Annotated in this window: 16 protein-coding genes; 10 read left to right on the top strand and 6 right to left on the bottom strand. The window is 64.6% G+C overall.

Translation table 11 applies throughout. The annotated features are described in order from the left end of the window. Positions 1 to 104: 104 nt before the first annotated feature. The 6 genes from N6H05_RS18155 to N6H05_RS18130 form a co-directional block, all read right to left on the bottom strand. Complete coding sequence (locus N6H05_RS18155; protein WP_284114263.1) at positions 105 to 1,148, bottom strand: choice-of-anchor A family protein; 1,044 nt, start codon at positions 1,146 to 1,148, stop codon at positions 105 to 107. 220 nt (positions 1,149 to 1,368) lie between these two features. Continuing rightward, a complete protein-coding gene (locus N6H05_RS18150; RefSeq protein ID WP_284110968.1) occupies positions 1,369 to 1,758 on the bottom strand; it encodes a nuclear transport factor 2 family protein in 390 nt (129 codons plus the stop codon). A gap of 143 nt (positions 1,759 to 1,901) precedes the next feature. Further along, entirely contained in the window at positions 1,902 to 4,205 is a 2,304-nt protein-coding gene (locus N6H05_RS18145) for a TonB-dependent receptor (protein ID WP_284110967.1), read from the bottom strand. Positions 4,206 to 4,497: 292 nt separating this feature from the next. Continuing rightward, positions 4,498 to 5,199 (bottom strand): tetratricopeptide repeat protein, encoded by a 702-nt coding sequence (locus N6H05_RS18140; RefSeq protein ID WP_284110966.1) that lies wholly within the window; start codon positions 5,197 to 5,199, stop codon positions 4,498 to 4,500. A gap of 58 nt (positions 5,200 to 5,257) precedes the next feature. Then, positions 5,258 to 7,720, bottom strand: a complete 2,463-nt coding sequence (locus tag N6H05_RS18135; protein WP_284110964.1) for a TonB-dependent receptor — start codon at positions 7,718 to 7,720, stop codon at positions 5,258 to 5,260. Positions 7,721 to 7,776: 56 nt separating this feature from the next. After that, positions 7,777 to 8,346: a type IV toxin-antitoxin system AbiEi family antitoxin domain-containing protein gene (locus N6H05_RS18130; protein ID WP_284110963.1), complete on the bottom strand. Its 570-nt coding sequence runs from the start codon at positions 8,344 to 8,346 to the stop codon at positions 7,777 to 7,779. A 223-nt stretch (positions 8,347 to 8,569) separates the two neighbouring features. On the opposite strand from N6H05_RS18130, the gene N6H05_RS18125 reads away from it, so the two are divergent. The 10 genes from N6H05_RS18125 to N6H05_RS18080 all read left to right on the top strand — a co-directional run bounded on the left by N6H05_RS18125 (position 8,570) and on the right by N6H05_RS18080 (position 26,394). Continuing rightward, positions 8,570 to 9,259, top strand: coding sequence for a response regulator transcription factor (locus tag N6H05_RS18125; protein WP_284114262.1), 690 nt, complete (start codon positions 8,570 to 8,572; stop codon positions 9,257 to 9,259). After that, complete coding sequence (locus tag N6H05_RS18120; protein WP_284110961.1) at positions 9,256 to 10,638, top strand: sensor histidine kinase; 1,383 nt, start codon at positions 9,256 to 9,258, stop codon at positions 10,636 to 10,638. Before N6H05_RS18125 ends, N6H05_RS18120 begins: the two co-directional genes overlap by 4 nt. A 71-nt stretch (positions 10,639 to 10,709) precedes the next feature. Next, complete coding sequence (pdxR, locus tag N6H05_RS18115; protein WP_349666198.1) at positions 10,710 to 12,185, top strand: MocR-like pyridoxine biosynthesis transcription factor PdxR; 1,476 nt, start codon at positions 10,710 to 10,712, stop codon at positions 12,183 to 12,185. A 68-nt stretch (positions 12,186 to 12,253) separates the two neighbouring features. Continuing rightward, positions 12,254 to 12,886, top strand: coding sequence for an FMN-binding negative transcriptional regulator (locus N6H05_RS18110; protein WP_284110959.1), 633 nt, complete (start codon positions 12,254 to 12,256; stop codon positions 12,884 to 12,886). Beyond that, positions 12,883 to 14,568, top strand: coding sequence for an amidohydrolase (locus tag N6H05_RS18105; RefSeq protein ID WP_284110958.1), 1,686 nt, complete (start codon positions 12,883 to 12,885; stop codon positions 14,566 to 14,568). The genes N6H05_RS18110 and N6H05_RS18105 overlap by 4 nt, the downstream gene beginning before the upstream one ends. A 64-nt stretch (positions 14,569 to 14,632) precedes the next feature. Then, positions 14,633 to 16,876: a TonB-dependent receptor gene (locus N6H05_RS18100; protein ID WP_284110957.1), complete on the top strand. Its 2,244-nt coding sequence runs from the start codon at positions 14,633 to 14,635 to the stop codon at positions 16,874 to 16,876. 83 nt (positions 16,877 to 16,959) lie between these two features. Further along, positions 16,960 to 20,178, top strand: coding sequence for an amidohydrolase family protein (locus tag N6H05_RS18095; RefSeq protein ID WP_284110956.1), 3,219 nt, complete (start codon positions 16,960 to 16,962; stop codon positions 20,176 to 20,178). 150 nt (positions 20,179 to 20,328) lie between these two features. Next, positions 20,329 to 23,742, top strand: coding sequence for a response regulator (locus N6H05_RS18090; RefSeq protein ID WP_284110955.1), 3,414 nt, complete (start codon positions 20,329 to 20,331; stop codon positions 23,740 to 23,742). Next, the gene (locus tag N6H05_RS18085) at positions 23,727 to 24,602 is read left to right on the top strand and encodes a CheR family methyltransferase (RefSeq protein WP_284110954.1); all 876 of its coding nucleotides are present in this window, start codon (positions 23,727 to 23,729) and stop codon (positions 24,600 to 24,602) included. Before N6H05_RS18090 ends, N6H05_RS18085 begins: the two co-directional genes overlap by 16 nt. Then, positions 24,592 to 26,394: a response regulator gene (locus N6H05_RS18080; protein ID WP_284110953.1), complete on the top strand. Its 1,803-nt coding sequence runs from the start codon at positions 24,592 to 24,594 to the stop codon at positions 26,392 to 26,394. The genes N6H05_RS18085 and N6H05_RS18080 overlap by 11 nt, the downstream gene beginning before the upstream one ends. Positions 26,395 to 26,434 lie beyond the last annotated feature (40 nt).

The following is a 26,434-nucleotide window of genomic DNA, read 5'->3' as shown; positions in this document are numbered from 1 at the left end:
CCTGTGCCGCCGCCCGGCGGCGATCAGAAGGGGGCTGCGCCAGTCCGTCCGTTTCCCGCGTCTGGCCGAGGGTGAAGGGATCGGAAAGCACGATGAAGGGCGGATCAGGCGGCTTTACGCAGCAGCCGGCGACCAAGCAATACTCCGGCGATGCCGAGCAGGAACAAGGTCCAGCCCGGTGCTTCGGGAACCGGCGTGCCGCCCGAGCTGCTGCCCGTCGGCGGATCGATCGGCGGGGTGTAGCCGCCGGTATAGGTGCCCAGGTGCATCTCGCCATTCTGGGTCAGGTTGCCGAACACGGCCGATCCCTGAATATAGTTGGCAGTGGTCGCATCGGCCCAGGGGGCCAGCACCGATCCGCCCCAGCTATTGGTGAGGTCGAGCGACTGGGCGTCGCCGAAATTCCAGATCACATGTTCGCCCAGATTGGCGGTGCCGCCCAGGAAATTGTCGTTGAGGCTGACTGCGCTGCCGCTGACATTGACAATCGCGGTGTCGGCGCCGTTCAGGTTGAAGGCGATTTCGCCAATCTTGTCGAGGTCGGCGGCGCTGATCGAGAAGACGGCCAGGCCATTGGCGTCGGGGCTGGCGTTGAAGGTGGCGCGGTTGCCGCTGATCACCATGTCGCTGTTGGCGGCCAGGCCCGACAGGTTGGTCGACAATTGCTTCATGCTGCCGGCCAGCACCGTGCCCTGCGTCGCCAGGCTGGATGCGAAGTCCGGGTCGGACGTGGCCAGGCCGGACTGGACGCTATTCTGGTTGATATTGGTGTTGCTGATGGTGCCGCCGACCTTCACCGTCTGGGCCGCGCCATTGAGGTTGAAGCCGCTTTCGACATTGCCGCCGACCAGCGCGCCCGACCCGTTGTTCAAATTCTTGATGCCGCCGGTGACATTGCCGACCACGGTGAGGCCGGCCTGGCCAGTGGCGGATGTGGCGGGGGTGCTGATCTGATAGCTGGAGGAGGTGCCGGTGAGGTCGCCGCCAACGAAGGTGCGGCCCTCGACTTCGGAGGAGGAGCTGAGGTCGCCCAGCACGACCAGATTCCATTCGCGCAGCGCGTCGGTGCCGGTGACGGGCGAGGCATGAGCGGGGGCGGCGGCAAGTAGCGTCAGCGACGCCGAAACCATGAAACCGGTCTTTTTCATCATAGATAACGCCAAGTCTTCGCATGTCGTCACAATGGATTGCGTGACGCGTGGCGAAGTCCTCCCTTCCGCTCCCTGGATTGTCGGCCCCGACTCCGGCGCCGGGGCGTCGAGGACAGGGTGGGCGCGCCATAGTCCTGTCGGGCCGGAGCAGCAATATTTTATTAACTATCCTGCGAAGATCGAGGTCGCTCGTCTTGAGGGGGGAGGTGCGGACTTTTCAGGTCAGGGTCAGGTAAAGTTCCGCCTCGATCAGCCACTCGCCGCCAAGCTGCCGCCATTTGGCGGTGTAGGCGCCCGAGGCGATGAGGATGCCGGACGAGGCGGCGACGCCCTGCCACTGGCCATGTTCGAAGGCGATCGGTTCGACGGGCGAAACGAGGATCGTGTCGGGCGTGCGGGTGTATATGCTGCGGTCGGGCGCGGCAAATTCGCGCTTCCAGGCCATCAGCTGCGCCTTGCGCCCGGCGATGACGCCGCTGTCGGTGCCGGTCACCATCACGACATTCTGTGCCAGGATTGGCCCGATGGTGGCAAGGTCGGCATCGGCGAGCGCCCGGTTGAAACTGGCGCGGCGCAGGCGGATGGCAAGATCGGCGGTGGCGGTCATGGCGCTTCCCTTAGCAGGCGGTGCTGCCATCGCCATGCCCGAAGGTCAAAAAAAGAACGCCCGCAGCGGGCTGCGGGCGTTCCGTTCGCCAGACCGGGCCATGTCGAGGAGGGCATGGCCGGCCCGGCGGGTAGAGGAGGGGGTTAGAGCTTGTAGCCCAGGGTCAGCACCCAGGAGCGGCCTTCGCCCGGATTGGCCCAGCCATTGTTGCGGATGCTGGTATAATATTTTTCGTTAGTGAAGTTCTGGACGTTCAGCTGCGCCGTCAGCTTCTCGTCGAAGGTGTAGGACAGCATCGCGCGGTGAACGAGATAATCGTCCGCCTTGTACATGGTCGCGGCGCTCGAATTGCTGAGATACCAGCTGCCCTGATAGGTCAGGCCATAGCCCAGCTGCAGCCCGAAGGGCAGGGTGTAGGTGGTGAACAGGCTGCCCGAATGCTTGGGCGTGTTGGTCAGCGGATTGCCGGCCTGCACGTCCACGACGCCCTGGTCCTTCTGATAGTCGGAGATGCTCTGGATCACCTTCGTATCGAGATAGGTATAGTTGGCGAAGACGGTCCAGGCGTCGGTGATGTTGCCCGACGCGCCCAGGGTGACGCCGTTGACGCGGTTGCGGCCGTCATTGACCGGCAGCGTGCCGATCAGCGGATCATTGCTGGCGACGCGATAATTGGTGCGTTCGTTGCGGAACAGCGCGGCGGTCAGCTGCAGGCCACCGTCGAACAGGTCGATCTTGCCACCCACTTCGTAATTGACCGCCTGTTCGGGCTTGGCTTCGCAGGCATTGTTGCTGCCGCCCGAGCCGACGATCACCAGGCCGCAGCCCGATCGCACGCTGGTCGCGGTCGGCGTCTTGCTGTTGGCATAGGCGATGTAGAGGCTGGCGTTATCGGCCGGCTTGTAGACGAGGCCGACGCGGTAGGAGAATAGATCGTCGGTCGCATTCTGCTGCGCACCGGTGGTGTAGGCGCCGCCGGCGGCCGGCGTGGCGATCGTGTCGGAGCGGAAGCGGGCGCGGTTATGCTCCCAGCGGACGCCGCCATTCAGTTCGAGCCCATCGACGATCTTGGCCGCGGCAAAGGCATAGGTCGCGATGTTGAACAGGTCGCCCATCTGGTGCCCGGATCGGATCTTGTTGACCGGGCCGGTATAGATGCCGTTCGGGTTGCTGATGCTGATCGGATCGAGCGTGGGGTTGGGCGTGGCGCCGTCCGCGTTGCGCAGGACGTTACCATTGTCCAGCGTGTAATCTTCCTGCAGCATCGAGGTGCCGATGACCAGCGTATGGCCGCCCGGAATGTTGAAGGTCAGATCGAGCTGATTGTAGAGCGTCTGGTTTACCGAGTCCCGGAAGCCGCCACGCGGGCCGCTGGGATAATACATGCCCGGCACCTGGCCGGCGGCGCAGGCCGCGCCGGTCGGCAGCGTGCCGTTGGCCAGGCAATAGCTGCCCTGCGGCGGATTGACGACCAGATTCTGCTCGACGCGCTGCCAGCGCGACAGGTTGCGGACCGACAGCAGGTCGCTGAAACGATGGTCGAAGATCGCCGTCGCCTGATCGATCGTCTGGTCCTGCTTGTCGAGATTCTTGTAGCCATAATAGCCGCTATAGGGGACGCCGGGCAGCGGCCCGTCATAGATCGCATTCTTGTAATAGGGCACGCCGTAGAGCGGCGTATTCTCGTCTTCCTGATGGGTGTAGAGCAGGGTCAGCGAGGTCGGCCCGTCCACGCCCAGCTTGACCGAGGGCGCCACGCCCCAGCGCTTGTAGCTGTCGAAGTCGCGCCGGGCGACGTCATTTTCATGATACATGGCGTTGAGGCGCACGGCGATCTGGTCGTTGACGCGGACATTGCTGTCGATGGTTGCGCGATAATAGTCCGACGTGCCGATGCCGCCCTGCACCAGCGTTTCGCTGTCGGCCTTGGGGCGCTTGGTCACCAGGTTGATATTGCCACCGATCGCGCCCGAGCCGCCATAGACGGAGTTGGCACCGTTGGTGACCTCAATCTGCTCCAGGTTGAAGGGATCGGTGCGGCTATATTGGGCGCTGTCGCGCACGCCGTCGATGCTGATGTCGGTGTTGGCGCTCTGGCCGCGCAGGTTGATGCTGTCGCCATAGCCGCCGCCGCCTTCACCGGCGCCGAAGGTGATGCCCGGAACGGTCGACAGCACGTCGCGCAGGGTGAGGAGGTTCTGTTTCTGGATGGTCTGGTTGCCGATCACCGTGATGGTCTGCGGCGTATCCAGCAGGCGGCGAACATATTTGGGCGATTCGGCCTTCTCTACCTTTACGGCATCATCGTTGATGGCGGTGTCGGTGACCGTGACGCCGCCGAGCGCCTGGCCCTGGCCGCTATCCTGCGCCTGCGCGCCGGATGCGAAGGCCATGGCGCCGACACAGCTCAGTGCGAGGAAGGAGGGAGTGTTTCCATATTTCGCCATTGTTTCAGAACCCCTTTCGATTGTTGCAGGGGCTGCTATTGCGACCTATTTGCATTGTCAATGCTATTGAGACTGGATATCGGTTTTCACATATCTTTTAATGGCAGGGCAGGGGGCTTGGCCATGTCGTTACAGGCCAGGATCAGCAGCAGGGAGCAGGACGGGCAAGTCCCGATGCATGGGCATTCGCCAATAGTGAACTGGCTATCTGGCTGGCCGCTGCTGATGGAAAGCTTCTCTCTGCGGCTATAGAACAAGCCGTCCATATATGGCTGGCGGTTCGGCGCGTGCTTTACAGATTATCGCGGACCCAGTTTTCCGCCTTGGCCAGGAAGGCAGGCGTCGCCGTTTCCTGCATACGGGTCAGCCAGAGATGGGCGCCGTCCAAGTCGCCCTGTGCCGCCAGCATCCGCGCATGGTTGAACTGGCCGCGAAAGTCACCGCCTTCGGCGGCGCGGCGATAATGATCGGCGGCCTGTTCCATGTCGCGATCGACGACCCAGCCATCCTCGTAGAAGCTGCCGATCATGTTGATCGACTTGGCGTGCCCCGTGCCGGCGGCCTGCCGGAACAGGGCGAGCGCCCGCGTCCGATCCTGCGGTACGCCTTCGCCCAGAGCATGGAGCGTCGCGAGATTGTAGAGTCCCCAGTCAAGGCCCTGACCGGCGGCCGCGCCATACCATCGGGCGGCCAGAGCCTTGTCCACGCCGGTGCCCCAGCCATGTTCGCAGCAGCGTCCGACCATGTTCATGGCCAAGACATTGCCACCTTGCGCCGCCAGGCCGAACCAGCGCAACGCCGCGACCGGATCGCGCGCAACACCCTTGCCGTCGAGGCATAGTTGGCCGGCCAGCAACTGCGCCTCGCCATGGCCAGCCTCCGCCGCTTCCAGCAGCAGGGGGGCGACACTCTCGGGTGGGCCGGCAAGCGCGGCGACGCGCTCGTCGTCGGTCATGGTCATCAGTCTGGGCTGGGTCTGCATCATCTGTTCCATGCAATGGCCCGCCCCTTGCGAGGCGGGCCATCATCAATCAGCCGGGTGGGCCAGCGGATCAATATTTGACGTTGAGCGTCGCGATTGCCGTGCGGCCGGCGGCCTGATTGGCATAATGGGCGGCATAGGCCTTGTCATAATAACGCTTGTTGAAGACGTTGTTTACGTTGACCTGCAGGCTCACCGCATCGCTGAACGCATAGGATGCGTTGCCGTCGAAGCGCCAGTAGCTGGGCACCATGCGGGCCAGTTCCTTGGTGATGACGACCGCGCCGTTGCTGATGGTACGGGTGTCGGAATAGCCGCCATAGACCTTCGCCATGTAGATCGCGCCGCCGCCGATGGTGAAGGCCGGGGTGATCTTGTAGTTGGTGAAGGCGGTCAGGCTGTGCTTGGGCGTGTTGGGGAATTGCTTGCCCGTGTTCACGCTCGGTGCGGCGATCGACACGCCGTTGACGGTCGTGACGGTCGAACCACCATCGACGATTTCCGAATCCATATAGGTATAGCCGCCGAACACATTCCATTCCGGCGTGATATTGCCGTTGAAGCCGAGTTCGATGCCTTCGATCCTGCGCTCGCCGATATAGGCGACCGTGCCGGCATCGTTGGTGGCGCGGGCATTCTTGGTTTCGGTGCGGAAGGCCGCCAGGGTCAGCGACAACGCATCGCCGAACAGATTGGCCTTGGCGCCGATCTCGTAGGACTTGGTCTTTTCGACCTTCAGCGCGTCGGTCAGCGCCTGCGAGGTGGTGTTGAGCGCATTGCCCTCGCTGCCATTGGCGAGGAAGGCGCCGGGCGGCGTCGCGGAACTGGAGGCCGAGGCATAGAGGCTGCTATTCTCGGTCGGCTTGAAGATGATGCCGGCCTGATAGTTCCACAGATCATCCTCACGCTCATAGAAGGAGCGGTTGGCGGTCGAGGTTGCGGCCAGACCTGGGCTGACGCTGGTCTTGTAGCGGTCGAAACGGCCACCCAGGTTGATCAGCAGCTGATCGGTGATGGTGATCGTGTCAAAGAAGGACGCGGCCTGCGTCGTGGTCTTCGACAGGGTCCAGGTCTTGGGCGCGCTGCGCACGATATCGGCCGTCACGGTCGAGCTGTCGCTGGCATAGCTGATCCAGGGATCGCTGGGATTGGGATTGTCGACGGTCGTGCAATTATAGCGGGCAAGCATTGCGGTCGAGCAGCGCGGGCTGACGCTCGAACCGCTGGCGATCGCGGCGCCGGTCGCGGCGTTGGACACATAGGTGCCGTTCGCGGCCTTTTCCTGGCTGAACTCCAGCGAGGCCGAGAAGCTGTTCTTGATCCCGCCGACGCTGAACTCGCCGGACAGGTCAGTCTGGTTCAGCAGGCCGTCGGTCTTGGAATAGCGGGTGTTGGTGCGACGCCAGACGAGGCCGCCGGCGGTCGCCGCATTGGCGGCGTTGGTGCCGTAGACATTGCCCTGCTGGTCATCGGGCTGGGTCCAGACATAGCCTTGGGTGCTGCGGCCGTAGCGGGTGGTGTTGCGCAGCGTCACGCCACCGAAATCATGTTCGGCGCGGATGGTGAAATTGTCGACATTGGTGTCGCGAAAGTCGCGATCCTTCAGACCATAATAAGCGCCGCGAGGAACGCTGATTTCCTTGCCGCCGATCGTGGTGAAATCCTGCGCCGGACCGGTTTCGGTCACGCCCGCCGGGGCATTGCCGATGGTGTAGAGATAGGGGATGCCCGAATCCGGCAGTTCTTCGGTGTGAAGATGATAATAGCCGATGGTCAGGCTGGTCGGGCCGTCGAGGCCCAGCTTGAGCGAGGGCGCAACGCCCCAGCGCTTCGACCAGATCCCGTCGCGACCGGCAACGTCCTGGTCATGCCACATCGCATTCAGGCGCACGCCGACAAAGTCGTTGATCGGCTGATTGATGTCGATCGTCGCGCGCTTGTAGTCGGCATTGCCCAGGCTGCCGCTGGCGGCGATGAAACGGTCGGCCTTGGGCGCTTTCGACACCAGGTTGATCGAGCCGCCGGCGCTGCCGCGGCCGCCCATCGAGCTGTCCGAACCCTTGACCACCTCGATCTGTTCGACCGCGAACACTTCGCGGCTCTGCGCGCCGATGTCGCGCACGCCATCCAGATAGGTGCTGGCCTGGCTGTCGAAGCCACGGATGAAGGGGCGGTCGCCCAGCGGATTGCCGCCTTCGCCTGCGCCCAGGGTGATGCCCGGAACCGTCCGCAGCGCTTCGGTCAGGGAGGCCGATGCGGTGTCGCGAATGAGCTGCGATGGGATGACCGTCACCGAACGCGGTGTATTCACCAGCGGCGCGGTGAATTTCGGCGAACTGGCGACGTCGATCTTATAACCTTCCTCGTCGATCGCGGTGTCGGTGACGACGACACCGCCCAGCTTCGGCCCGTCGGTGCCATTTTGCTGGTCGTTCGACTGGGCGATGGCCGGCGCGGCCGTGGCAAACAGGCCGACGCAGCTCAGCGCCAGAAAGCTGGTGGACGCGCGGTCGCGCGTGTCATTCAGGTTCACGAATAATCCCCTTTTTCTGCTGTTGTGAACGGGCCGGCTCGTGCCGGTCCCATGGGTCAGGAATGGTGATGGATGCGCGCTTCGGCGGCGATGGGCGCCGCCCGATACCAGCCGTGGCGGACGCGCTGGAGATGCCCTTCCTTGCAGAGACGGCTGACATATTGGCGCGAGATGCCGATGCCGATGAAGTCGCCGGTGCTGGCCACCTGCCGTGAGCGGGCAAGGGACAGCGCTCGGGCGCGCGCCAGCCCGGGCTGTTCTGGGCGCGGCATGGAGAGGGCGGACGATGCCTTGTCGGTGCCGGCTTGCACCACGGGCAGCCATATCCCGGCATCGCGGAGCAGCAGGGCGCAGCGGAGCAGCCGCTCCGGCGCGTCCTTTCTGTCATCCCTCATGCCGACAAGCGCGCGGCGTTGCGCACTGCCCAACAAAGCGAGCAATTCGATCTCACCATCGCTGATGAACGGCGATTGCAGGGCGAAACAGTGCAGCCCCTGTCGGGCAGCGACGTCAACCAGGGCGATGAAATCCGAAGCTGCATCCGGCAGGGCCAAGAGCCGGGCCGGCAATCGGCCGCGCAGCGCGGCGATGACCTGCCGTTCCGGCGCCGTGCGACGCGCCAGCAAGCGCGTGAATTTCATGACCCTTGCCTCCTGCACTTCATGGCATCCGTCCTTCATGATGAGCTAATGCGAGCGCTAATAATAATGACTCGCAGACGAGGCCTGTTTACTGATAGGCGTTCGCAGGTCCATCAAATCGGGCAACATTGGGGAATGGTATAGAAACCCCAATGATCATCCGGGGGAGCGGTGCGCCATGGAGGGAGGGCAAGACTAGTTGGACGCGATGCGAATATTGCTGCTGGAAGATGATCGGGACACACGGGACTATCTGGGCCGGGGGCTGAAGGAACTGGGGCATCGCGTTGTCGCGGAAAGCGATGGCAAGGCCGCCTTGGCGCGAACCCTGGGTGAAGCCTTTGACATCCTGATCCTCGATCGCATGGTGCCGGGGCTTGATGGCCTCACCATGTTGCGGCTGGCGCGGGAAGCGGGGTGCCAGGCGCCGGCGATCATCCTGTCGGCCATGGCCGGGATCGAGGACCGGGTGGCCGGATTGGAAGGGGGGGCGGACGATTATCTGATCAAGCCTTTTGCCTTTGCCGAACTTACCGCCCGGCTGGGTGCACTGGCGCGCCGTCCACCGCCGGGGGATCGGGGTGATTTCCAGGCGCTTCTGTGCGTCGCCGACATCGAGATGGACCTGCTCAAGCGCACGGTGCGGCGCGGCGACCGTCCGATCGACCTGCAACCGCGCGAATTCAGCCTGCTCGAATTCCTGCTGCGCAATCCGGACCGGCCAGTGACGCGGACCATGTTGCTCGACCGGGTGTGGAATTTCGGCTTCGATCCCAAGACCAATATCGTCGAGACCCATATGAGCCGGTTGCGCGCCAAGCTGAACGAGGGGGCGCGCGAGGATGCGATCCGCACGGTCCGGGGGGCGGGCTATATGGTGCTTAGCAGCGCCCAATGACCCTTCTCCCGCGTACGATAAGGGGGCTGTCGATCCTGTCGGCGACGGTATCGGGCCTGGTCATCCTGATCCAGGGCGCTGCCGCCATCCTGATCTCGCACCATGAGATTGAGGCGCAGATGGACCATCGGATCGAGCGGGAAATGGATGCCCTGCTGGATTTCCATGCGTCGAACGGCGCGGCGCAGCTTGCGCAGGTGGTGCGCGCTCGCGATGGCGCAACAACGGCCGGCACCGGCTATCTTGCCGAAGCCGACAGCGATGGACGGATGATGCTCTATGCGCTGGCCGATGCCGAAGGACGCCGGATCGCCGGCCATCTGATCCCCAAAATGCCGGCCGATGGCTGGAGCGAGTTCCTGCCCATCCGCCATCCCGATGGTTCGACCGGAGAGGCGCAGGCGCTCAGCCGGCGTCTGCCCGATGGCGGCCAACTCGTCATCGCGGCCGATCGCTCGGCGCTGCACCGGTCCGATGATCGCATCCTGTTCGTGGTGATGATCGGCCTAGGCGTGATCCTGCTGACCGGGACCATCAGCACCATCGCCTTTGGCCGGCTGGTCCGCCGTCGGCTGGTGCTGATCAGCGGCACGGCGCAGGGTATCATCGAAGGCGACTATGCTCGCCGGGTGCCGGTCGATGGATCGGGCAGCGAGTTCGACCGGATATCGACCATCCTCAACCAGATGCTCGGCCGGATCGAGGAACTGATGGGCTCGCTGCGGCAGGTGTCGAGCGATCTGGCGCACGACATGCGCACGCCGCTCGGCCGCATCCGCCAGGATATGGAGCGGCTGATACAGGACACGAGTGATCCGGCAGCTGGCCGATCTGCGGAACAGGCGATCGCCGATATCGACGCGCTGCTCGATCTGTTTGCCGGCCTGTTGGGGGTTTCCGAGGTGCGTGGCTTTGCCGCTCGCAAGCGCTTCGTCCGATTGCAGCTGGCCGATGTGGTCGCCGACGTCGTGGACGCCTACCGGCCCGCTTTTGATGATGATGGTCGTAGTTTGACCGCCGAGTTGCAACCGTTGACGGTTCGGGGCGAAGCCCAATTGCTCAAGCGCGCAGTTGCCAATCTGCTCGAAAACATCCTGGCCCATGCCGGCGAAGGGGCAAGTGCGGCATTGTCGCTGCGACAGGAGGATGGGCAGGCGGTTCTCATTCTGGCCGATACTGGTCCCGGCGTACCGGCCAAGGATCTGGAGAAGATATTCGAACGGCTGGTCCGGCTTGACCCCAGCCGCTCCAAAGGCGGTCATGGTCTTGGCCTCAGCATGGTTCGAGCCATCGTCCGTGCCCATCATGGGCGGATAAGGGCAATGCCGTCAGCGCGTGGTATGGTCATGCTTGTCCACCTGCCGATCGCGGGTGCGTAGCCTGTCGGCGCCAATAGCGCATTGCAGAAGCCGCGCTGGATTTCATCGATGTCGATCGTCATGTTGGACGGATGCTTCGTCCCTGGAACCTGCTGCTCAAAAAACGCGTGAACATAGACCTTGACGGTCCGCGCTATCTCCAGATCGCTCATGGTCTTATTCATGAGATTGAACGTGGTCGTTTGTTGCCGGGGGAATATCTTCCGAGCAGCCGCGATCTGGCCGAGACCCTGAAGGTCAATCGCAAGACGATCGTCACCGCCTATGAGGAACTGATTGCCCAGGGCTGGCTGGCCAGCGTCGGCACGCGGGGAACGCGCGTTTCCACCTCCTTGCCCGAGGGGGACGCGACGAACGCCCCCCACCTGTCGGCAAAGTCAACCGGCGTGTCCGCCGAAACCGAATATCCGTTTTTGCCAGCGCCCGATCGGTTGCTCGCCATCCCGGCGGGCAAATGGCGCAAGCTGGACGAGGGCGTCGCCGACGGGCGCCTGTTCCCCGCCGACCTCCTCGCCCGCGCCTATCGCAAGGCGGCGGAGGGGGCGTCGCGCGCCAATGCGCTCCATTATCGCGATCCGCGCGGGTCGCCACGGCTGCGGCAGGAGATCGCCAGCATGTTGCGGCGCCAGCGCGGGCTGATGGTTGGCGCGGAAAATATATGCATCACCCGTGGCAGCCAGATGGGCGTGTTCCTGACCGCGCGCATCCTGATCCGGCCGGGCGACGCGGTGCTGGTCGAACGGCTGACCTATGAGCCGGCGGTCGCCGCCTTCCGCGCCTGCGGCGCCAAGATCGTCACGGTCGGGCTGGACGAGGACGGGGTCGATGTCGCCGATGTCGAGCGCGCCTGCCGCAAGCATCGCGTCCGCGCCATCTTCGTGACGCCGCACCACCAGTTCCCGACCACCGTGTCGATGCGGCCCGAGCGGCGGCTGCGCCTGCTGGAACTGGCGCGGCAATTCGCCTTCGCGATCATCGAGGATGATTATGACCATGAGTTCCACTTCGGCGCGCAGCCGCTGCTGCCGATGGCGAGCTACGCCCCGGCGCGGGTGATCTATGCCGGGTCGATGTCCAAGCTGCTCGTGCCGGCACTGCGCATCGGCTATATCGCTGCCGCGCCCAAGGTCGTCGACGCGCTGGCCTATCAGATCTCGTTGATCGACGGCATGGGCAATACCGTGACGGAGGAGGCCGCCGCCGAGCTGCTGGAGAGCGGCGAGGTGCGCCGCCATGTGCGCAAGACCGCGCAGATCTATGCCCGGCGGCGCGATGCCTTCGCGCGCAATCTTGACAGCGAAATGCACAGGTTGATCGACTATCGCCTGCCCGATGGCGGCCTCGCCTTCTGGTTGCAGTTCAAGGACATGGCGGCGCTCGACCGGCTGGAGCAGCGAGCACCCGAGATCGGCCTCAGCTTTGCCTCCTCGCAGAGCTATGCGGCCGAGGAAGGGACCGAACGGGGGCTGCGCATCGGCTTTGCCAGCCTGACCGAGGAGGAGGCGAAAGAAGTGTTGCAGGCGCTGCGCCGCTGCGCCGAACCCTGATCCTTACTTGGACCCCTTCACTTTCCTGAATTGGATGTTTCGGACGGGTCCAATGCCGGCGCAGTGTCATGCATATGAAATATGCGCCCCGCTCCCCGGACGACATCGTCACCCTGATCGGCGACCATCCGCTCTGCTGGATCGTCTCCCATAGCGAGGCCGGCTTCGGCGCGACGCCGCTGCCGCTGCTGGCCGAATGCGACGCGGACGGTGCGCTGGTGTCACTGCTGGGCCATTTCGCCCTGTCCAACCCCCAGGTCGCGCAACTGCGCACGGTCCCCCGCGCCACCGTGCTGGTGAACGGGCCGCAAGGTTATATCTCGCCCGAGATGCAGTCGAACCCGACCTGGGTGCCGACCTGGAACTATGCGATGGCGGTGCTGACCGTCGATGTCGAGCTTCTGCCGGAGGCGACGCGCGAGTCGATCGAGACGCTGACCGACCGGATGGAAGCGGGCCGCGTGCCCCCCTGGCATATCGACGATGCCGGTGCGCGGCTGGAACCGATGATGAAGCATATCATCGGCTTTCGCGCCCATGTCCGCGCGATCGACGGCCGATTCAAGCTGGGTCGCGACGAAAGCCGCCAGGGCATCAACGAGATTGTCGGCAGCCTGGCCCCCGGCGGGCTGCGCGACTGGATGCAGATCTACAATGAGGACCGGCTGGACGAAACCAGCCACAAGGGAGCAGAGCAATGATGTTCAGCCGACGCGAAATGCTGGCCGGGGGTGCGACCGGCCTGGCCGGACTGGCATTGAGCAGCAGCCTGTGGGCGAAGGGACAGGTGCTGGACACCGCCTATGTCAATGCGACGGTCTGGACCGGCGAGGGCATGCCGGCGGCGCGATCGGCGATCGGCATCGCCAGCGGACGCATCGCTGCGATCGGCGCGGCGGCGGTCAAGGCGCAGTCGGGCAAGAGCACGCGGGTCATCGATCTGGGCGGCGCCTTCGTCATGCCCGGCTTCACCGACGCGCACACCCATTTCCTCACCGGCTCCTATCTGCTGAGCCAGCCCAATCTGCGCGAGGCGAAGAGCCCGCAGGAATTTGCCCGCATCGTCGGCGAGGCGGCCAAGAGCCTGAAGCCCGGCCAATGGCTGCAGGGCGGCAGCTGGGACGCCGAACTATGGGGCGGCGAACTGCCCGACCGCAGCTGGATGGACCCGGTGACGCCCAATACCCCGGTCGCGGTGCAGCGGCTTGACCTGCACATGCTGGCGCTCAATTCGCTGGCGCTGAAGCTCGCCGGGATCGACCGCAACACCCCCGACGTGCCCGGCGGCATGATCGTGCGCGACAAGGATGGCAACCCGACCGGCATCCTGAAGGATGCGGCGATGGACCTGGTCAAGCGCGCCATCCCCGCGCCGACTGACGCCGACAAGGAGGATGCCGCGCGCCAGGGCATCGCCCATGGCCTGTCCAAGGGCGTGGTCCAGGTCCACACCACCGAACTGGACTGGATCACCCATGACACGCTGCGCCGCCTGCGTGCCAAGGGCGAGACCGACATGCGCTTCTATTCCTTCGTGCCGTTGCAGGACTGGGCAAGGCTCAAGGCGCTGATCGAGGCCGAGGGACGCGGCGACGACTGGGTGCGCTGGGGTGGGCTCAAGCTGCAATATGACGGGTCGCTGGGGTCGCGCACGGCGATGTTCTATCGCCCCTATGACGACGCGCCCGACAATGTAGGCTTCCCGATCCACAAGCGCGCCGATGTCCAGCAATGGACCAATGATGCCGACGCGGCGGGCCTGCAGATCACCATCCACGGCATTGGCGACAAGGCGAATGACGAGGCGCTGGACATCTTCGCCGCCGCTGCCGCGAAGAATGGCAAGCGCGATCGCCGCTTCCGCATCGAACATGCCCAGCATCTGACCCAGGCCGCGATCCCGCGCTTCGCCCGGCAGCAGGTCATCGCATCGGTCCAGCCCTATCATGCGATCGACGACGGACGCTGGGCGATCCAGCGCGTCGGCGCCGAGCGGCTGAAGGGCACCTATGCGTTCAAGTCGCTGCTCGACGCCGGGGCGAAGGTCGCCTTCGGATCGGACTGGCCGGTGGCGCCGCTCGATCCGCTGACCGGGGTCGCCGCCGCCGTGCTGCGCCAGACGATCGACGGCGCCAACCCCGGCGGCTGGCTGCCGCAGCAGAAGATCAGCCTGCTCCAGGCGCTGCATGCCTACACCGCGACCAACGCCTTTGCCGGTTTCAGCGACGACAGGATGGGCCTGCTGAAGCCCGGCATGCTGGCCGATTTCGCGGTGCTGGACGCCGATCTGTTCGCGATTGATCCGGCTAGGATCGGCGCGACCAAGGTGCTGCGCACGATCGTCGGCGGTCGCCAGCGCTTTGGCGAAGGGAGCGACATCTAACAACCGAGCAAGGGAGAAAGCCGGCCGGAACAAGGCCGGTTCTCACATCATAAGGGGAATGACAATGAACAGACTGACGCATCTCAAGACTGTGAGTTTCACCGCCATCGCGGCCGCGACCATCTTGTCCGGCACCGCCCTTGCCCAGGCCCCGGCCGCCAGCGACAGCGAGACGATCATCGTCACCGCCGGCAAGCGCGACGAGGATATCCGCCAGGTCGCGCTGCCGATCAGCGCCGTCACCGGCGAGCAGCTCAAGAAGATGAACGCCAACAGCCTGTCGGACTATATCGTCCGCCTGCCCGGCGTCGTGTTCAACGATTATCAGCCCGGCATTTCCGAGGTCGTGATCCGCGGCGTCGCCGCCACCACCTATCATGAGCAGGGCCAGACCACGGTCGGCTATTATCTCAACGAAGTGCCGGTGGTGGAGCCGGGCTTCCCGATCGGCATCCCCGACGTCGACACGTTCGACCTGCAGCGCGTCGAAGTGCTGCGCGGGCCGCAGGGCACGCTGTTCGGTTCGTCGACCCTGGGCGGCCTCGTCAACTATGTTGCCAATGTCGCCGATCCGTCCAAGGTCGACGCCGCCGCATCGGGCCTGGTCGGCACCACCAAGAATGCCTCGGGCGAACTCAACTATGCCGCCAAGGCAATGATCAACATCCCGCTGGTCGCCGATCAGCTGGCGCTGCGCCTGGTCGCGCTGCAGCGGTCGGACGCGGGCTATCTCGACAATCCCGGCATCGGCGTGAACGGCTCCAACGATTATCGCACTCGCGGCCTGCGCGGATCGATCGTCGCCAATCTGGGCGAGAGCACCAAGGTCACCTATCTGTCGAGCTGGCAGGACAGCAAGCTGGACGACCAGACCTATCTCGACCTGGGCAACCCCTATGTCCGCGACCTGCCGCGCGCCGAAACCCAGAAGACGAAATTCTGGATGAACAGCCTGCGGCTGGACCAGGAAGTCAGCGACATCGCCAATCTGACGGTGCTGGGGTCGATCACCAAGAAGACCAACACCACCATCTTCTCCTACCCCTATGCCTATGTGACCGGTGTCACCACCGGCGACGGCGCCGCCTATTCGCTGGGCGAGGCCGATGCGCTCATCAAGACGGTGGAAGCGCGTCTCGCCTCGGCCGGCGACGGTCCGTTCAAATGGCTGGTCGGCGTGAGCTATCTGCAGGCCAAGAAGAACAGCTATGACCAGATCTTCCAGGCCGGTGCTGCCGGCTATATCGACGCCAATCCCGACCTGTTCGGCGGCTATTCCGGTGCGCAGCTGACGCCGGGCGACCGCCTCTATGGCTATTTCACCAAGAGCACGAACGAGGATTTCGGCGTGTTCGGCGAACTGTCCTACAAGCCGGTGGAGCAGATCGAGATCACGCTGGGCGGTCGCTATTATGACACCACCGCCAAGGCCGACGTGCTGAACCAGGCCGGCGCGCTGGGCGGCTATGAAGGCGGCTACACGCCGACCGACAGCAGCGGCAGCGTCAACCAGAAGGAAGACGGCTTCCTGCCCAAGGCGACGATCGCCTGGCGCCCGTCGAAGGATGTCATGGTCTATGCCACCTATTCGCAGGGCTATCGCGTCGGCGGCATCAACCCCAATGCCGGCCTGCTGGCCAGCATTCCGGAAGCCTATGAGAGCGACAAGGTCAAGAATTACGAAATCGGCGTGAAGGCGCAGACGCCCGATGGCCGCTTCGCCATCGACCTGACCGGCTTCCACCTCGACTGGAACAATATCCAGGCGCGCCTGTTCGGTCCGGCGCCGTCCTATTATTCCTATGTCGTCAATGCCGGCGGCGCGCGCGTCAACGGCGTGGAATTTTCCGGCACGGTGAATGTCAACAAGATCGTCCACTTCACCACCAACGTCACCTGGCAGGATGCGGAGCTGACCGAATTCCTCCCCTATCCGTTCGACGTTGCGGGGCTGGGCGGTTATGCCAAGGGCACGACTCTGCCGGGTTCGTCCAAATGGTCGATCGCCAATAATCTGACGCTCAGCTTCGCCGATGTGGCAGGCGCGCCCAGCTTCGACATCGCCCATCGCTACCTCTCGTCGGCGCCGACCAGCTTCGACGATGTCTCGCGCCGTGGCGACTTCAACGTGTTCGACCTGCGCGCCTCGGTCAGCCTGGGCGAGAAGGTCCGGCTGATGGCCTTCGCCAACAATCTGTTCGACAAATATGGCGTGCTGAACGCGCCGTTCGCGAACGATGCGGCGACGCCGCAGGGCTCGATCATCCGGCCGCGCACCATCGGCCTGCGCGCCGACTGGAGCCTCTAACCGCCTTGAAGAACGGGGCCGCATCCGCAAGGCTGCGGCCCCGTTCCCTATCTGCCTTCCTAGCTTCTGACCGAAAGGCCGCAATGCGTTCTCTTGCCTCCCTGCTGCTGGGTGCGTCCCTGCTTTGTGCCCATCCCGCGCTGGCGCAGGACAGCAAGGGGCTGAGCCTGACGCCCACGCGGACGCTGCGCTATGACGCGCATGAAGCGACCTGGATGCAGCCGGACATGTCGCCCGATGGCAAGACGATCCTGTTCGACCTGCTGGGCGACATCTATGCGCTGGACGCCGGCGGGGGCACGGCGCGGCCGCTGCTGACCGGCATGGCGTTCGAGCGCAACCCGGTCTTCTCGCCCGACGGTAAGCAGTTCGCCTTCCTCTCCGACCGGTCGGGCGTCACCAATCTCTGGATCGCCAATGTCGATGGCACCGGCCTCAAGCAGCTGTCGCAGGACCAGTCGCTCGCCATCTATTCCTCGCCGGCTTGGTCGCCCGATGGCCGCTCTGTCTATGTTTCGCGCACGGTCCATTCGATCCTGGCGTTCGAGCTGTTCATGTATGACCGTGACGGCGGCAGCGGCATCCAGATTACCAAGGCGGGATCGCCCGACAATTGGGACGCGAAGATGAACGCCATGGGCGCGGTCGCGACGCCCGACGGCCGCTATCTCTATTATGCGACCAAGCGCGGCCATACCTGGACCGAGAATGACCTGCCCAACTGGTCGATCGCGCGCCGCGACCTCAAGAGCGGACAGGACGAGACGATCATCCAGTCGGCCGGCGGCGCGATGCGTCCGGCGCTGTCGCATGATGGCAAGCTGCTCGCCTATGCCAGCCGGCAGGGCCAGAAGGACGGCCTCAGGCTCCGCAACCTGGAGACCGGCGAGGACAAGTGGATCGCCTTCCCGATCGACCGGGACGGCCAGGATGGCGGCTATTATGCCGACCTGCTGCCGCGCTTCAGCTTCATGCCGGGCGACAGGGCGATGCTGATGAGCGTCGGCGGCGGGATCAGGCGGCTCGACATCGCATCAGGCAAGATCAGCGACATCCCCTTCAGTGCGCCGGTGCAACTGGGCCTCGGCCCGCTGACCCGCGTGCGGCAGAGGGAAGAGACCGGGCCGGTGCGCGTCCGCGTGGTACAGGCGCCGCGCCAGTCGCCCGATGGCGGCAGCGTCGCCTTCACCGCTCTGGGCGGGCTGTATGTCCAGAAGCTGACAGCGAACATGACACCTAAACGCATTGTCGCGGCCGATGCCTTCCAGCCGAGCTGGTCGCCCGATGGCAAGAGCATCGCCTATGTCAGCTGGACCGCCAAGGATGGCGGCCATGTCTGGACGATCCCGGCTACGGGCGGCACGCCGCGCCGGCTGACGCAGTTTCCGGCCTTTTACAGCCAGCCCGTCTTCACCCCCGATGGCAAGGGCGTGGTGGCGCTGCGCGGGAACCAATATGACCGGCTGCGCACCGCGTCGGAGATCGATCCCGCGCGCCCGACCGACATCATACACATGCCCGCCGGCGGTGGCACAGCACGGCTGATCACCCATGCCATGGGCGCGCGCCAGCCGCAGTTCGCCAGCGAAAGTGACACCCTCTATTTCTACGGCGCCGGCGGCCTGTCCTCCGTGCCGCTGGCGGGCGGCGATCCGCAGCCGCTGCTGCGCGTGCTGGCCCATGGGCTGGGCCAATATTTCCCCGGCCCGGCACCAGTCGAGGATGTGCGGATCAGCCCGGACGGCGGCCGCGCGCTCATCAAATCGTTCAGCCAGGCCTATCTGGTCGACATTCCGCCGGCCAATGGCGGCGAGCCGGCGACCGTCAATCTCGACACGCCGGCGGTGGCGCGACGCAAGCTGACACGGGTCGGCGCCGACTTCATCGACTGGGCCGATAAGGGCGCGACCGTCACCTGGTCGGTCGGGTCGACCTTCCGCCGCTTGCCGATCGATCAGGCATTGAACGTGGCGCCGGGCGCGGCCGAGACGGCGGCGCAGAGCTTCGCCCTGCCGGTCGAACTGCCGCGCGATGTGCCCCGCGGCAGCGTCGTGCTGCGCGGCGCGACCGTCATGCCGATGGCGGGCGGACAGGATGTGATCCGCAATGCCGACATCGTCATCACCGACAATCGCATCGTCGCGGTCAGCGCCAGCGGATCGGTCGCCGTGCCGCAGGGCGCGACGATCCGTGATGTCGGCGGCAAATATATCGTCCCCGGCTTCGTCGACACCCATGCCCACTGGTTCGAGATACGGCGCGGCATCCAGGAGCGCGGCCATTGGGACTTTGCCGCCAACCTCGCCTTCGGTGTCACGTCGGCGCTCGACCCTCAGCCCTTCACCACCGACATCTTCGCCTATCAGGACATGATCGATGCCGGCATGATGCGGGGGCCGCGCGCCTGGTCGACCGGGCCGGGCGTGTTCGTGAATGCGGAAATCCACAGCAAGCAGGATGCGGTCGACGTCCTCACCCGCTATCGCGACCATTATCGCACCCGGAACATCAAGAGCTACATGATCGGCGACCGCGCCCAGCGCCAGTTTATGGTCGAGGCAGCGGCGGAACTGGGCATGATGCCCACGACCGAGGGCGCGAGCGACATGGTGCTGAACCTGACCCACGCGATCGACGGATTTTCCGGCAATGAGCACAGCATCCCGGTGTCGCCGCTGCGCGAGGATATCGTCCGCCTGTTCGCGCAGAGCCGCACCAGCTACACGCCGACCATCCTGGTCGCCTATGGCACCACCCCGGCGCTGTTCGACTTCATCATCAATAAGCGGCCACAGGACGACGCGAAGTGGACCCATTTCGTGCCGGCCGGCATCGTCAGCGACAAGCTGCGCAACCGCCACTGGATGCCGCCCGAGGCGCAGAGCTGGCAGCAGATCGCGGCCGACGCGGTGAAGATACAGCGCGCCGGCGGCCTCGTCGGCCTTGGCAGCCATGGCGAGATCCAGGGGCTGGGCTATCAGTGGGAGTTGCAGGCCTTTGCCGCTGGCGGCGCGACGCCGATGGAGGCGCTGAAGGCTGCGACGATCGGGTCGGCCGAGGTGATCGGCCATAGCGACGATGTCGGCAGCCTGGAGCCGGGCAAGTTTGCCGACCTGCTGATCCTGGACGCCGATCCGCTGGCCGACATTGCCAATGCGCAGAAGATCGGCGCCGTTATGAAGAATGGCCGGATTTACGATCCTGCCACGCTGGACGAAATCTGGCCGGAGAAGCGGGCAAGCGACGAGATTGTCTCAATCTATGAAGAGCCAGTTCCGCCAATGACCGAAGGGCTGGATTGATCGGGCGTCCGCGCTGAACGAACCCGAACAGACAGGGATAATTGGTGATTATGGACGCCGATGATCCATATCATGCGGGGTGACGCTTGCTTTCGCGCGGAAATGCCTCTTAGTCGGCAGCTCCGTCACGGCAACGACAACAGGATGATAATGGGTAAGGCGAAATTGGGCTCCATCAGTGGGCGCACGGATGCATGGGCGGCGCTGGGCCTCTTCCTCGGAATCGCCTTCTTCCTGGTCAGCGGCGCCGTCGCCTATCTGAACATCCAGGGCCTGGGCGAGAGCGACCGGGCGATCCGCCATACCCATAATGTGCTGATCGCGCTCGACGAACTGCTCTCGACCGCGCAGGATGCCGAGACCGGCCAGCGCGGCTATCTGCTGACGAGCGACCGCGGCTATCTGGAGCCCTATGAGAATGCGGTGGCGACCATGCCCGGCCGGCTCGATGCGCTGGCCAGGCTGACCCGCGACAACCCGACCCAGCAGAATAATCTCGCCCGCCTGCGGCGTCATGTCGATGCCAAGCTTGCCGAACTCAGGGAAACGATCGAGGCGCGGCGCAACCAGAGCATCATCCAGGCGCTGACGATCGTCACCACCGGCCGCGGCAAACAGGAAATGGACGCCGTCCGGGCCCAGCTCGACACTATGGCGCGTGAGGAACTGCGACTGCGGGAAATCCGCCTCGCCGACATGGCTTCGGCCTCGCAGACCGCGATCATGTCGGGCCTTGTCACTGGCCTTCTGGGCGTGGTGCTGACCATCGCCGTCTATCTGCTGGTGCGCCGCAACAGCAAGGCGCGCGCGCGCCAGGCCTGGTTGCAGGCGGGGCATCTGGGCCTGTCCGACGCGATGCGCGGCGACCAGAGCGTCGAGCAGCTGGGGGAGGCGATCCTTGCCTTCCTCGCGCGCTATCTCGGTTTCCAGGGCGGTGCCCTGTTCAAGGGCGAGGATGGCCAGTTCAACCGCGTCGCGACGCTCGGCGTGCCGGCCGATGCCGATATGCCGCAGCGCTTCGTCGCCAAGGAAGGGCTGCTCGGCCAGGTCGCGGCCGAAGGGCGGGCGCAACTGCTGCATGATGTGCCCGATCATTATCTGACGATCGGCTCGGCCTTTGGCCGCGATCGTCCCCGCCATCTGCTGATCGTGCCGACCGTGACGGACGGCATCGTCAATGCGGTGCTGGAACTGGGCGCCTTCGATCCGGTCGATGACCGCGTGCTCGAACTGCTGGAGGAAGCGAGCGCCGGCATGGGCATCGCGCTGCGTTCGGCCCGTTTCCGCGCCCGGTTGCAGGACGCGCTTGAGGAAACCCAGCGTCAGGCCGAGGAATTGCAGGCCCAGGGCGAGGAACTGCGCGCCAATAATGACGAGCTGGAAACCCAGAGCCGCCAGCTTCAGGACTCCGCCACCCGTCTGGAGGCGCAGCAGAGCGAGCTGGAACAGACCAATGTCCAGCTGGAAGAGCAGGCCCGCCACATGCAGGCCCAGCGCGACGATCTCGCCCGCGCCCAGCTTTCGCTCCAGCAGCAGGCCGCCGAGCTGGACCAGGCCAGCCGCTACAAGTCCGAATTCCTCGCCAATATGAGCCATGAGCTGCGCACGCCGCTCAACTCGCTGCTCATCATGGCGCGCCTGCTGGCGGAAAATCGTGCCGGCAATCTCAGCGCCGATCAGGTCCGCCATGCCGAAACGATCGAGACGTCTGGCAATGACCTGCTGACCCTGATCAACGACATTCTCGACATTTCCAAGATCGAGGCGGGCAAGCTGGAGTTGCAGCCGCGTTCCGTGCGGATCGCGCCGATGCTGGACAAGCTGCAGGCGATCTTCGCGCCCTCGGCCCAGGCCAAGGGCTTGTCCTTCCGCCTTGCCGCCGGCGCCGATCCGGTCGAGATCGAAACCGATCCGCAGCGCGTCGAGCAGGTGCTGAAGAATTTCCTGTCCAATGCGATCAAATTCACCGATCGGGGCGAGGTCGCGCTGACCGTTGGCCGGCATGCGGATGGCCGGGTGGCCTTCACCGTGCAGGACAGCGGCGTCGGCATTGCGGAAGCGCAGCAGAAGCTGATCTTCGAACCCTTCCGCCAGGCCGATGGCACGATCAGCCGCAAATATGGCGGCACCGGCCTTGGCCTCTCCATCTCGCGCGAACTCGCGCGGCTGCTGGGCGGCGAACTGCGCGTCGAAAGCCAGCCGGGCGAGGGCAGTGCCTTCTCGCTGCTGCTGCCCGATCGCTTCGATCCCGCGCTCAGCCATCTGCCCTCGATCAGCCTGGCCGAAGCGCCGCGGCCCCAGCCGGTGGCGCCCGCGCGCCAGCGTATCGCCAGCCTGGTCGATACCCAGGATGATCGTGAAACCTTGTCCGGGGATTCGCGCCTGATCCTGATCGTGGAGGATGATCCGGTCTTCGCCCGCATCCTGTGCGACATCGCGCATGAACAGGGCTTCCAGTGCCTGATCGCCGGCACCGCCGACGAAGGCGCGCTGATGGCTCGGCAATATCTGCCTCATGCCGTGATCCTGGACATGAACCTGCCCGACCATACCGGCCTGTCGGTGCTAGACCGGATCAAGCGCGACATGCGCACCCGCCATATCCCGGTCCATGTCGTGTCGGTCGATGATGACAGCCAGGCGGCGCTGGCCAGCGGCGCGATCGGCTATCTGTTCAAGCCGGTGAAGCGCGATGCGCTGATCGACATGCTTGAAGGGCTGGAGGCGCGCATGGCCCAGCGCATGCGCCGGGTTCTGGTAGTCGAGGACGACGCCCAGCAGGCCGAGAGCATCAAGCTGCTGCTCGCCTCCCGCGAGGTCGAGACGCTGGAGGCCCATTCGGCCGCCCAATGTTTCGAAATGCTGGGTCGCGAGACCTTCGACTGCATGGTGCTCGATCTCAACCTGCCCGATGCGTCCGGTTTCGACCTGCTCGAACGGCTGAGCGCGGATGACAGCGTCGGCTTCCCGCCGGTCATCGTCTATACCGGCCGCGACCTCGGCGCGGAGGAGGAGCTGCGCCTGCGCCGCTATTCCAAGTCGATCATCGTCAAGGGGGCGAAGTCGCCCGAACGGCTGCTCGATGAAGTGACGCTGTTCCTGCATCAGGTGGTGTCGGAACTGCCCGAACTTCAGCAGCAGCTGATCGCCCGTTCGCTCAGCCGTGATGAGGCGCTGGAAGGCAAAAATATTCTGGTTGTCGAGGATGATATACGGAACGTTTATGCCCTCACGAGCATTTTCGAACCCCATGGGGTTCATGTCCGTATCGCACGCAATGGCCGCGAGGCGCTTGTCGCGCTCGAAGAGGCTGCGCGCACCGAGGCGCCCAAGGTCGATCTCGTGCTGATGGACGTGATGATGCCGGAAATGGACGGGCTGACGGCGATGCGCGAAATCCGCAAGCAGGGCTGGGGCGTGGGCCTGCCGATCATCGCGCTCACGGCCAAGGCGATGGCGCAGGACCAGCAGGAATGCCTGGCCGCCGGTGCCAACGACTATCTCGCCAAGCCGCTCGACGTCGACAAGTTGCTCAGCCTGGTGCGTGTATGGATGCCTCGCTGATGGAGGAGCATTTCGGGCCGCGGGACGAACTGGAGCTCGACCTGCTGCTCGAAGCGATCTTCCGCCATTATCATTACGACTTTCGCGGCTATTCGCGCGGATCGCTACATCGCCGGCTGGCCCGTGCCCAGCATCAGCATGGCTGCGACAGCCTGTCCCAACTCCAGCATCTGTTGCTGCGCGATCCCGCCGTGTTTGCCGACCTGATGGGCTTCCTCACCATCCAGGTGAGCGAAATGTTTCGCGATCCCGCCTATTTCCGGGCGTTGCGCGAGCAGGTCGTGCCGCATCTCAAGACCTATCCCTCGCTCAAGGTGTGGATCGCCGGCTGCGCCAATGGCGAGGAATTCTACTCGCTCGCGATCCTGTTCCGCGAGGAAGGGCTGGAGGATCGTACGATCTTCTACTGCACCGACATCAGCCCGGCCGCGCTCGAAAAGGCGGAAGCGGGCATCTACGCCATCGATCGTCTGCCGCAATTCAGCGAAAATCATCGGCTTGCGGGCGGGAAGGCCTCGCTGTCCGACTATTATACTGCCGCCTATGGCGCCGCCGTCTTCGACAAGACGCTGCGTCGCCGCGCGGTCTTTGCACAACATAATCTGGCGAGCGACCAGGTCTTTGGGGAGGTACAGCTGGTGTCCAGCCGTAATGTGCTCATCTATTTCGATCGCGAATTGCAGGATCGCGCGCTCGGCCTGTTCGGGGAATCGCTGGTCCGCGGCGGCTTCCTCGGGCTGGGTTCGAAGGAAACGCTGCGCTTCTCGCGCTATTCCGATGGCTTTGCCGATTTCGACGAGGGCGAGAAAATCTATCGCCGCAACCTGCAGGATCTGAAGGCGCTCGACCATGCAGCCTGAGCCCACCAAGATCCTGGCGGTCGACGATGTCGAGGAAAATCTGACCGCGCTTGAAGCGCTGCTGGCGGACGAGGGCGTGACCCTCATCAAGGCGCGGTCGGGCATGCAGGCGCTTGAACTGCTGCTGGTGGAGGATGTCGCGCTGGCGCTGCTCGACGTGCAGATGCCGGGCATGGACGGGTTCGAGCTGGCCGAACTGATGCGCGGCACGGAACGGACCCGGCGTGTGCCGATCATCTTCCTGACCGCCGTGGCGACCGACGAGCGGCGCCAGTTTCGCGGCTATGAAAGCGGTGCGATCGACTATCTGTTCAAGCCGGTCGACCCCCATATCCTGCGGCACAAGGTCGCCTTGTTCGTCGAGCTGTTCCAGCAGCGGCAGGAACTGGCGCGGGAACGTGACAGCCATGCCGCGGCGCTGGCCCGCATCCAGGCCCATGGTGACAACAGCCCGCTGGCGATCGTGGAAATCGACGCCCAGCGCCATGTCGTTGCCTGGTCCAAGGGAGCGGAGCGGCTGTTCGGCTGGCGTGCGGCAGAGGTGGCGGGCTTTGGCGCGTCCGAACTCAAATGGCTGGACGACAGCCAGCGCGGCGACTTTGCCGGCCTGATGGACGAGATGATCGCCGGCACCGTGCCGCGCACCAATCGCCTGCTGCGCTTCCATACAGCCGAGGGACTGACCCTCGATTGCGAATGCTATTGCTCGGCGCTGCGCGATGCCGCCGGCCGGCTCTTCTCCATCAGCCTGCAGATCCTCGACGTGACCGACCGCAAGCGAGCGGAGGCTACGCAGAAGCTGCTGATCGGCGAGCTTAACCATCGGGTGAAGAACACGCTGGCGTCGGTCCAGGCGATCGCCACCCAGACCTTGCGCCATTCGTCCGGCCCGTCCGATTTTGCCCCGACCTTCATCGGTCGTATCCACGCGCTGGCCAGTGCCCATTCGCTGCTGAGCGGCGAAACCTGGCAGGCCGCGCGGCTGGGGGATCTGATCGAGGGGCAGGTGACGATCGGCGCGATCGACGGCGAACGATTCCATTGGAACGGGCCGGAGGTCGATCTGCGGCCCGAACCGGCGCTGCACCTGGCGCTGGTGCTGCACGAACTGGTGACCAACGCCCATAAATATGGCGCACTGTCAGCGCCGACCGGTCGTGTCGAGCTGGAATGGCGCCTGACCAATGATCAACTGGTTCTGGATTGGCGCGAACGGGGCGGTCCGCCGGTTGCGCCGCCCAGCCGTCGCGGCTTCGGCACCGCGCTGATCGAACGTAGCCTGCGTTCCGACGGCGGCAGTGCCCAGCCCCATTACGGCGCGGAAGGCATGGGATGGACGCTGACGCTGCCCTATGTCTCGGGTCCGCGTTTGCGCAAGAAGATACGGCCGGCAGTAAGCGAACTGCAGGCGGACCATGCCGGCGGGGAGGGGCTTCATCTGGGGGGATGTCGCCTGCTGCTGATCGAGGATGAGCCGCTGGTCGCCTTTGAACTGGCAGCGACGCTGGAAGACGCTGGCGGACATGTCGTCGGCCAGGCGGCGACTGTAGAAGATGCGCTGGCTCTGATCGATCAGGGAGAGTTCGATCTCGCGCTGCTCGATGGCAATCTTCAGGGGGAAGGTGTGGAGCGCATCGCCCGCCTCTTGTCGGAACGGGGCAAGCGCTTCCTGTTCGTTAGCGGTTACGGGCGCGACCATTTGCCTGAGGCATTCGACGCGGTGCCAGCGATCGAAAAGCCGTTCAAGATCGCCGATTTGCTCAAGGTGATCGGGAAAATGTCGAGGGTGTAGCAGGGCGGGCGAGGTATAAGCCTGCACCGGTCAGCCAGAA

Source organism: Sphingobium sp. WTD-1, from assembly GCF_030128825.1.
GTDB lineage: Bacteria > Pseudomonadota > Alphaproteobacteria > Sphingomonadales > Sphingomonadaceae > Sphingobium.
The sequence above is the reverse complement of the archived record's forward strand: the minus strand, read 5'-3'. Positions and strand labels throughout refer to the sequence as shown.